This is a genomic window from Pseudomonas sp. DWRC2-2 (assembly GCF_049897885.1).
GTDB lineage: Bacteria > Pseudomonadota > Gammaproteobacteria > Pseudomonadales > Pseudomonadaceae > Aquipseudomonas > Aquipseudomonas azotoformans_A.
This window is the reverse complement of the sequence record NZ_JAFCXD010000001.1, coordinates 713,271-721,005: the sequence shown is the minus strand read 5'-3', so window position 1 is coordinate 721,005 and position 7,735 is coordinate 713,271. Positions and strand designations below refer to the sequence as shown.

General features: G+C 58.4%; 4 protein-coding genes. 3 read left to right on the top strand and 1 reads right to left on the bottom strand.

Going from position 1 to position 7,735, the window contains the following annotated elements:
• The first annotated feature begins 353 nt into the window (after positions 1 to 353).
• From ACP7EW_RS03570 to ACP7EW_RS03560, 3 genes are all read left to right on the top strand, one after another.
• The gene (locus ACP7EW_RS03570; RefSeq protein WP_426215346.1) at positions 354 to 1,364 is read left to right on the top strand and encodes a hypothetical protein; all 1,011 of its coding nucleotides are present in this window, start codon (positions 354 to 356) and stop codon (positions 1,362 to 1,364) included.
• 88 nt (positions 1,365 to 1,452) lie between these two features.
• Positions 1,453 to 2,409 (top strand): hypothetical protein, encoded by a 957-nt coding sequence (locus ACP7EW_RS03565; protein WP_426215344.1) that lies wholly within the window; start codon positions 1,453 to 1,455, stop codon positions 2,407 to 2,409.
• Between the two features lie 65 nt (positions 2,410 to 2,474).
• On the top strand, positions 2,475 to 4,400 hold the full coding sequence (locus tag ACP7EW_RS03560; RefSeq protein ID WP_426215342.1) for a hypothetical protein: 1,926 nt from the start codon (positions 2,475 to 2,477) through the stop codon (positions 4,398 to 4,400).
• On the opposite strand, the gene ACP7EW_RS03555 is transcribed toward ACP7EW_RS03560, so the two are convergent.
• Positions 4,397 to 7,693, bottom strand: a complete 3,297-nt coding sequence (locus ACP7EW_RS03555) for an EAL domain-containing protein (RefSeq protein ID WP_426215340.1) — start codon at positions 7,691 to 7,693, stop codon at positions 4,397 to 4,399. The two genes, ACP7EW_RS03560 and ACP7EW_RS03555, sit on opposite strands and share 4 nt — an antisense overlap.
• Positions 7,694 to 7,735: the final 42 nt, after the last annotated feature.

The following is a 7,735-nucleotide window of genomic DNA, read 5'->3' as shown; positions in this document are numbered from 1 at the left end:
CATTTTTTGGTGTGCAATAAAGTACTTGTGTGCGCGTCAATTAACATAGGTTTCGCTTGTAAGGCGAACGTGTTGTTTTCTTTAAGTTACTTTGCTCAGAGGGTGTTGCCTTAAGTTTCCACTCCAGGAAGCGCTTTGGGCTTACACAGCCTGGGTTTTCTCGGTTTGTCCATAGGTAAACACCCCTGGCAGTCAATTGGTTTCCTTATATAAGCCGCGTTTTTTCGGAACTCATTGTCGTTACGCCCCACGAATCTTACGAGTTTGTCGAACTCGCCGTTGTTTAACACACCCTGTCAATAAGTCTTTCTCCTGCCGCTGCAGGAGTTGGGCAAAGTCATAGGAATAAGAAAATGTCTAATGTCTCAACCCAACAGTTCATGCCAATGAATACAGGTTACGCTCAACTTAATCAGTCCTCTGTGCAGACGGATAAAACACCTGAGTTGTCTCCTTCGATGGACAGTGTAAATAAGTTTCTGAGGGATACTAATCCCGCCTCTAAAGACACTCATGTGCCGATGAATAAGGAGTCGTTGGAAAAGTTGTTTGCCATGTTTGAGTTCGCGGTCAAGGCGATGCGTAGCATGCTCGCCGGTATGGGGGTGCTGCCCAAGTTGCCCGGTGAGTCGGATGCTCAGCCCCAGGTGAAGCCAGGCCCGGACGCCAAAGTCGTTGCAGATACGGCGGCGCAGAGCAAGAGAGCACCAGCAGCGGATATCAAGCCAAAAGTGATGCCAGCTGCTGATAATAAGGTTGCCACGGATGCAGGCGTCCAACCCAAGGTCACAGCCGAAGTCGATACCAAGCCAAAAGTGATGCCTGGTGCCAATACCAAGGTTGCCACGGATACGGGAGTGCAACCCAAGGTCATGCCGCAAGCAGACGCCAAGGCAAAGGTGGAGCCCAATCCAGATACACGCGTCACGCCAGATAGGCCTGCGCAAGTCACTATCACGCCGGACGGTAAGCCCAATGCCAAGCAGGTAACGACTACCCCCACCGACGTTGCACAGCAGAATAAGCTTTCGTCTGATATCAACGTGACTGTGCAGGTGCAGAACTGTCATTGCCCACATACGGACGAAAAAAACCCGCCACAACCCCGGCTCACCTCGAAAGTCGACGCGCAGCCCACGCCGCCGTCAGTGGTGGCACCAAAGGTCGATGCTCAACCCACGCCGCCGCTGGTGGTGACGCCAAAGGTTGAAACACAACCCACGCCGCCGTCGGTGGTAACGCCAAAGGTCAACGCACAACCCACGCCGGAGATTACATCCCCCGCACCCCATAACTTGGCGGACGACTTCGCCAGTCACTCCCATAGCCGGTTCTCCAGGTCCAGCCTCCGCTCACGCTTCTGAGCCTGCTGCCTTGAAGCGTTAAACACCACTGTAATGATCGTTCCCTGGCCGATGCGGTCAGGGAGCCTCCTCAATGAGGTATGAAGTCATGTTGTCGATCAAACATCTTCCTATTACACGTCCCACTATTGATCCTTATGGCGCGTCAGGTTTTTCAGGTAGCGCTTCACTCGATTCTGCCAGCCGAAACAGTGTGCGCACTGCGCCACAGGCCTCACCCGCAGCGTCGCAGCCTAGGAATATCGGGAATACCGCAGACCCCGAGGCCGTGTTGGGTATGCTTAAGGACTTGTTCATACAGTTCTTCAACCAGTTGCAGGCCATCTTGGATAAAGGCGCACGCCCGCCGGTGCCGAAAAACAACGATGTACCCATTCCGCAACCCCACGTGAAACCCGCTGACGACGCGACACTGACAGACAAGCGAAACGAATATATTCCCGGGCTCTCCAACAAACGCAAAGGTGAAAAGCCCAACAACATCTGGACTGGTTTTCGCCAGGGAAGTAATGGTAATTGCGTAACGGTTTCCGCCATCAAGGCGGCGATGGCGAAGTTTGGTCAAAGCCCAAAGGATATTTATAAGTCTGTGGAGGCCAGTGAGCAGGGTTATAAAGTTGTTATGCGTGACGGGTTTGAATTGACGCTGAGCAAGGCCGAGTTGCAGGCGGCTATTCGCGGTTCCAACTTTGTCGGCATGAGTGATCCAGAAATGCTCAAGGATGCCCACTTCCTGTTTGCCTGTTCCGCCAAGCGTGCGCAGATGGAGAACAACGACGGATGGGCGAGCAGAAGTTTCAATGCGGCGATCACGACGCTCAATAATGGTGAAGACGAAGACAGGAACAAGCCTGGCGAAGGCTTCCTGAGGCTAGGGTTGAAGGACCACATGAAGAGGGTCAAGGTGAGTGAATTCGCTGACCCGTCTTTGATCGGTATGGTCAACAGGCGCGGACATTCGGTTGCCGTCGTGGAGGGTTGCGAGGAGTTATACGGGCGCAAAGGCAATCGACCCAGGGATGGACAGGCCGTTGCGTTGATCTGATCTCCTCGTCTGATCCGGGTTTCCGGGCTCGAACTCTCCCACTTTTTCAGAAAAGAGTGAACGATATGAGTACGTTTGCAATTGGATCTTTCGCGCGCTCAAATCCCCTTGCGCCGCAATTATCAAACCACCCTGAAGCGTCTCGCATTCCAGCTTTTGATGTGCCGGAGAGGGGCTTTGGCGAGCATTTCAACGCGAGTTCACACAGCGCCGTCATCAAGTTGATGATGCTCAGGTTCGGCCCAAGCCCTGGCGATATGTTCACCGATGTACGGAGCAACGGTGAGGCTTACGACGTGACCATGAAAGATGGTTACCGGCTGCATCTATCCCAACAGGAGCTGCAACAGGCAGCGTCTGCATCGCGTTTTACCGGCAGTGATGGCGATGTGTTGGACAGTGCCCATTTTGCGCTGGCAGTGTTCATCAAGCGTAAACAACTCGAGCGCGGCAGTACGCCGGATCTACCCGATTTTCAGTCGATGCTGACGGAGTCTCTGCAAGGTGAAACGACCTTTAATATGCTCAAAGGTATGGGTTTATCCCGTCATCTTCAGCATGTAGCCACCGCAACGGTTGTGGCTGAGGGCGGGGAAGGCATAGCAGATAGCTATGACGCAGGTTCATCCCTGATTTATGCCGGCAAGGCGCATCAATTTGGCGGGGAGCGCTCACCGGATCGAGCCTACCTGTATACCTTGATGAGCGACAACGCGCCGAAGCCTCCCAGGGTCCCGGCCCCCGTTGCGCCTATCGTCGTACCCAAGGTTGACCCGGCCACCTCGAAGGTCCGACCCGAGGCCGCAGGCGTTATGCAGGGCTTCATTGAGGGCTCGCGAAAATTCGGCGAAGTCTTTGATCTGAGCAGCCATACCGCGGTCATCAAGCTGATGATGCTCAGGTTCGGCCCGTCGCCCTCCGATATGTTTGATCGGGTCGAGGCGACCGCTACGGGGTACAGCGTCACGATGAAAGACGGGTTTGAAGTGACGCTGTCAAAGCAGGAGTTGCAGCGCACTGGCGCAGCGTCAAGGTTTTCCGGTCCAGATGTGCAAAAGGTCGCCGATGCCAATTTCATGCTGGCGGCCTTCGCCAAGCGCAAACAGGTTGAAGGCAATGCTGAGTTTGATGCCGTGCTCTCGAGCACTTTGTGCGGAGAGCACATTTACAATGTCTTGAAGGGCATGGGGCTGACCGGCTTTTTGCGGGTTGTGCCGCCCGAAAAACTACGAGAACCCCACAGCGTCGGCGTCACCCCTACCTTCAACTATTCAGGCGCGCTCGTCGTGGATGGCATCAAGCATAGCAACGGTGAACAAGCGTCCGTCAGCAAGGATTATGGCTACCAACTTGCCGCAGACGCCCCGGTCGACCCCCACGGTAAGCCTGCGCAGTTGTCGACGGTGCCTGTGGGGGTCAAGCCTGCGGATATCTGGCGCGGTTTCTATCAAGGTGTTGAGGGTAACTGTGTCACGGTATCCGCAATCAAGGCCGCGATGATGAAGTATGGACAAAACCCGCTGGGGATCTTCAAGCGTGTCACTGAAACGCCAGAAGGTTTCAGCATCGCCATGCGGGATGGTTGCACGGTGCGCCTCACCCATGCCGAGCTGAGCCAGGCACGAGAGGCTGCCAACTTCCATGGAACGGATAAAGGCCTGATTGAGGATGCGGTGTTCCTGTATGCCGCAAGTGCCAAGCGTGCCCAACTGGAGAACCATGAGTTTCGCGCCGGCGCTGGCTTCAATGCCGCCCTCAAAACGTTGAATGATGGGGAAGTCCCGGGCGATGCGTTGCGACGCCTTGGCTTGTATGCATTCACTCGCGCAAGCAGCGTGGAGGAACTGGCGTCAGGCGTGCCAGGCACCCTGGCGAACTTCGGGCATTCCGTTGTCGTGGTAAACGGTGCCCTTGATGCTTATGGGGACAAGCGTGACTTGAACCGTTCGCACTGGATGCGAGAGGACGGTCACGCCTTGAAGCTGGTTTAACCCCGCCCATCTCCCGCGAGCAAGCGTTCCCTGAATCCGATCATGGGCAGCGGTCGGCTGTGCAAATACCCTTGGTACAAATGGCAGCCCAGGCCCTGCAGGAAGGCGAGTTGGTCCTGGGTTTCCACGCCTTCGGCAATCACCTCCAGGTTCAGGCTGCGGGCCATGGCGACAATAGCGCGGATGATCTCGGCGTCGTTGGGGTCATGGGTGGCGTCACGCACGAAGGATTGGTCAATCTTCAGCGCGTCCACCGGCAGGCGCTTGAGGTAGGTCAGCGATGAATAGCCGGTGCCGAAGTCATCCATCGCAAAGCTCACGCCGAGTTTTTTCAGGCGGCGCATTTTGCTGATGGTGTCGTCCAGGTTCTGGATCACAATGCCTTCGGTGATTTCCAGTTTCAACAGGCTGAATGGCAGTTCGTGCTGCTTGAGGCTGCGCTCCACCCGCTCCACGAAGTCGTTCTGGCGAAACTGCCGCGGACTGATATTCACGCACAGGCTGAAATTCAGTGGGTCGACCAGGCCTTCGGCGATCAACTGTTGGAAGGCGGCGCAGGCTTCATCGAGGATCCATGTGCCGACTTCAAGGATCAGGCCGCTGTCCTCCAGCACCTTGATGAATTCGGAAGGCGACTGCGCACCCAGTTGTGGGTGCTGCCAGCGAACCAGGGCCTCGGCGCCGACGATGCGGTTACCACGCGCGTCCACCTGCGGTTGGTAATGCACGCTGAACTCGCCGCGCGACAGGGCCAGGCGCAGGTCGGTCTCCATGCGCAGGCGTTCGCTGGCGGTTTTCTGCATGCTGTTGTGGAACATCTGCGTGGTGTTACGCCCTGAGTCTTTGGCGCGGTAAAGGGCGATATCGGCACGCTTGAGCAAGTCCGCGGGCGTGGAACCGTGATCGGGAATCAACGCCACGCCAATGCTCGGCGTGACCTGCAAGCGATGGCCATCCAGAAACATCGGCTCCGAAAGCAGCTCGCGCAAGGTGTCGGCCAGTTCCTGGACCTGGCGGCTGACTTCCGTGCGCGTGCCATCCAGGCCGCTGAGCAGCACCACGAACTCATCGCCACCCAGGCGCGCCACGGTGTCTTCCATGCGCACGCTGGCTTCCAGGCGGGCGGTGACTATCTTGAGTACGGTGTCGCCCACCGGATGGCCGAGGGAGTCGTTGATGTGCTTGAAGTGGTCGAGGTCGAGGAACAGCAGCGCGCCGCGCAGGTTGTGCCGCTTGAGCAGGGCGATCTGCTGGCTCAGGCGGTCCATCAACAGGGCGCGGTTGGGCAGGTTGGTCAGCGGGTCGTGATAGGCCAGGTGACGGATCTGCGCCTGGGCGTTTTTCAGCAGGCTCACGTCCCGTGCGGTCAGCAGCAGGCACGGGGTTTCGTTGAGGGTGATGGGTTCAACCGAGACTTCTACCGCCAGTAACTCGCCGCGTTTGTTGTGCCAGAGCATTTCCAGGTGATGGATGCGACCCTTGATCTGCAATTCGGCCAGCAGCGCGGCACGCTGGTTCTCGTCGGCCCAGATGCCGATCTGGCAGAGGGTCAGGCCAATGGCTTCCTCGGCGCGATAACCGGTCAACCGGCAGAAACCGTCGTTGACCTCCACATAACGGCCGGTGTCGCGCTCGGTGATGGAAATCGCATCAGGGCTGGAATGGAAGGCCTTGGCGAATTTCTCTTCGCTGGCCTTGAGCGCGGCTTCCGAGCGTTGTTGCTGGGTGATGTCGCGCAAGGTGGTGACGATACACGGTTGGTCCCCCACTTTGATCAGCCGGCTGGAAATCACACAGGTCAGCGCCTGGCCATTTTTGTGATGCACCACAATTGCCACATTGCTCAGTGCCTGCTCGCGGATCACTCGTTCGATCCGTTGCAAGCGCTTGCTGGATTCGTCCCACAGGCCGATCTGCTCGGCACTCTTGTCGATCACTTCGGCGGCCGTCCAGCCAAAGGTCTGGGTAAACGCGGGGTTGATCTCGATAAACGCGCCGCTGTCCAGGCAGGTGACGCAGATCGGGTCGGGGCTGGCCTGGAACAGGCTGGCGAATTTTTCTTCGGAGGCGGTCAGGCGTTGTTCGCGTTCGACCTGGTCGGTGATGTCGAGCAAGGTGCCGGCCATGCGCAGCGGTGCGCCGTGCTCGTCGCGGTACAGGCGCGCACGACTTTCGAGGTAGCGCGAGCTGCCGTCCTCCATGGGCACGCGATACGTCAGTTGATAGTTGCCCGCCGGGCCTTCGCGCAGGGTGCGGTAGGCGTTGCGCATGCTCTCGCGCTCGTCATCGGGCATGCCCTCGAAGAAAGCGTCGAAGGATTCATGGAACGGTTCCGGCGGCAGGCCGTGCAATTGGGCGGCGCGGGCCGAGCCATAAAGCATGCCGGTGGGGATGTGCCAGTCCCAGGTGCCCAGTTGCGCCGAGTCCAGGGCCAGGTCGAGGCGTTCCTGGCTGTCCTTGAGGGCTTGTTCGGCGTTTTTGCGTTCGGTGGTGTCCAGAAAGGTACTGATCAGGTAGGCCTCGCCTTCCAGCTCGACCTTCTGCGCGCTGAGGGTGCCGTCGTGGATCTGGCCGTTGCTCGCGCAAAACTGCACTTCCATGGTGATCGGCTCGCCCTTGCGCTGGGTGGCTTTGACCAACTGCGCGCGTTGCTCCGGGTGACGCCACAGACCGAGGTCCAGGGTGGTGCGGCCAATGGCGTCGGCCACCGGCCAGCCGAACAGCATTTCGAAGTACTGGTTGGCCTCGCTGATCAGGCCGTCGGCCTGGCGGGTCAGCAGGACCATGTTCGGGCACAGGTGGAACAGCGTGGCAAAGCGTTTTTCGGAGTGGCTGAGGGCGGCTTCGCGGTCGCGTTGGTGGGTGATCTCGCGGATCACTCCGATCATACGGCGCCGTCCGGCCTTGTCCGGCGCCAGGCTGCCGTTGATTTCCAGCCAATGCAGGCTGCCATCCGGCCATTGGATACGGTGATGCATGGCCTGTTCGAACGGCTCGCCCGCCAGCACCGCATGGAACGCCCGCACGACACGGGCGCTGTCTTCGGGGGCCAGCAGGTCGAGGTAATCCAGATCCTTGGGCAGCGGCTGGCGTGGGTCAAAGCCAAACAACGCCTGGGTGCCCCGTGACCAACTGATGCGGCCGGTGTCGATTTCCCAGCACCATGCCCCTAGTCGGGCAGCATTGAGCGCTGCCAGCAATTGCGGGGCGCTGTCCCAGCTTTGTTCCGCCGCTTGAGGGTCAAGGGCGTAGATGCGGGGCAGGGGTGGCACGGAATCGACGGGGTTGCGCATTATCAAAGGGCCTTGGCTCAATGGGCGTTCGGCGCGGCTTTA

What these genes read in the sequence shown, in the direction of transcription:
- ACP7EW_RS03570 (WP_426215346.1), top strand. Translation starts at nt 354, where the DNA reads ATGTCTAATGTCTCAACCCAACAGTTCATGCCAATGAATACAGGTTAC.
- ACP7EW_RS03565 (WP_426215344.1), top strand. Translation starts at nt 1,453, where the DNA reads ATGTTGTCGATCAAACATCTTCCTATTACACGTCCCACTATTGATCCT.
- ACP7EW_RS03560 (WP_426215342.1), top strand. Translation starts at nt 2,475, where the DNA reads ATGAGTACGTTTGCAATTGGATCTTTCGCGCGCTCAAATCCCCTTGCG.
- ACP7EW_RS03555 (WP_426215340.1), bottom strand. Translation starts at nt 7,693, where the DNA reads ATGCGCAACCCCGTCGATTCCGTGCCACCCCTGCCCCGCATCTACGCC.